Source organism: Segeticoccus rhizosphaerae (assembly GCF_009192725.1).
Classification (GTDB): Bacteria; Actinomycetota; Actinomycetes; order Actinomycetales; family Dermatophilaceae; genus Segeticoccus; species Segeticoccus rhizosphaerae.
This window is the reverse complement of the sequence record NZ_VOHR01000513.1, coordinates 1-1,766: the sequence shown is the minus strand read 5'-3', so window position 1 is coordinate 1,766 and position 1,766 is coordinate 1. Positions and strand designations below refer to the sequence as shown.

1 protein-coding gene and 1 pseudogene are annotated in these 1,766 nt (G+C 68.0%); both read left to right on the top strand.

The features are described from left to right. The first annotated feature begins 64 nt into the window (after positions 1-64). Complete coding sequence (istA, locus tag FRW57_RS21235) at positions 65-1,312, top strand: IS21 family transposase (RefSeq protein WP_152187002.1); 1,248 nt, start codon at positions 65-67, stop codon at positions 1,310-1,312. After that, a pseudogene (locus tag FRW57_RS21230) lies at positions 1,312-1,704 on the top strand (ATP-binding protein); the annotation flags it as partial. The gene istA and the pseudogene FRW57_RS21230, both read left to right, overlap by 1 nt. Positions 1,705-1,766: the final 62 nt, after the last annotated feature.

The following is a 1,766-nucleotide window of genomic DNA, read 5'->3' as shown; positions in this document are numbered from 1 at the left end:
TGTCGACGGCGCTCGAAGATTGGACAGTTTCGGCGGTGAAAAGTGAACACTCGACCATTGGAGTGTGATCACTTTGGAGGACTGGGCGCTGATCCGGAGGTTGGCTGCGGAGGGCGTGCCGAAGGCACGCATCGCGCAGCGGTTAGGGATCTCGCGGACCACGGTCATCAAGGCGGTGAGCTCGGGTGGGCCGCCGCGGTATGAGCGAACGCCGAAGCCGACATCATTCGCGGTGTTCGAGCCGCGGGTCCGAGAGCTGCTTGAGCAGACGCCGGACATGCCGGCCACGGTGCTGGCCGAGCGGGTCGGCTGGACCGGATCGATCCGCTGGTTCAGCGAGAACGTGAAGCGGCTGCGGCCCGAGCATTGCCTGGTTGACCCGGCCGATCGGCTCACCTGGGCGCCAGGGGATGCGGCGCAGTGCGACCTGTGGTTCCCGCCCCGGCGGATCCCGTTGGAGGACGGCACCGCCAGGTTGTTGCCGGTGCTGGTGATCACCGCCGCGCACTCGCGGTTCATCACCGCGAGGATGATCCCCACCCGCAAGACCGAGGATCTGCTGCTGGGGTCGTGGGAGCTGCTCCAGCAGCTGGGGCGGGTGCCGCGGCGGCTGATCTGGGACAACGAGCCCGGCATCGGCCGCGGGCAGCGCCGCGCCGAAGGCGTGGCGGTGTTCATGGGCACGTTGGCGACCAAGCTGGTGTTGCTGCCGCCCAGGGATCCGGAGTCCAAGGGGCTGGTCGAACGCCGTAATGGCTGGTTCGAGAGTTCGTTCATGCCCGGCCGGTCGTTCACCTCTGCGGGCGATTTCAACGACCAGTTCACCGACTGGCTGGTGAAGGCGAACACGCGGGTGGTGCGCACCATCAAGGCCTGCCCGGCAGATCTGGTGGAGGCGGACCGGTCCGCGATGCTGCCACTGCCCCCGGTCCCGTTGCATCTGGGCTGGCGAAACCGGATCCGCCTGGGACGGGACTACTACGTGCGGCTGGACACCAACGACTACTCCGTGGACCCGAGTGTGATCGGCCGCATCGTCGATGTCACTGCAGACCTCGAGCGGGTCCGGGTTGGTGCCCAGGGACGCCTGGTCACCGAACACACCCGGATCTGGGCGCGGGGCACCACCGTGACTGACCCTGCCCATGTCGAGGCCGCAGCCTGGCTGCGCAAACAGTTCCAACAACACCGCGCCGCCGCTGCCGCTGCCGGCGAACAGCCCACCAAGGACCTGCAGCGGGATCTGGGTGACTATGACCGGGCCTTCGGGATCACCGGTGATCTGAGCACGGGCGAGCAGGGGGTCTGCTGATGGCCACCAAGACCACCGCCACGACAGTCACCCCTGCAGCGTCGCCGGAGGCGATCAAGCAGATCGCCTACCTCGCCTCGGCGTTGAAGGCACCAAGGATCACCGAAGCAGCCGCCCGGCTCGCCGACCAGGCCCGTGATGCCGGCTGGACCCATGAGGACTACCTCGCCGCCGTCCTCGAACGCGAAGTCTCTGCCCGCAACGCCTCGGGCGCGCAACTGCGCATCCGGGCTGCCGGGTTCGGCACCGTCAAGACCCTCGAGGACTTCGACTTCCAGGCTCAACCCGGCATCCGTCAACAGATCGCCGCCCTGGCCTCCGGCGGGTTCCTCACCGAGGCCCGCAACGTCGTCCTCCTCGGCCCACCAGGCACCGGGAAGACCCATTATGCCGACCTTCGGGTTATGCCGACCTGACTGTCGCGGCGCCTGCGCAGCAGGGCGATCGGGCTCGC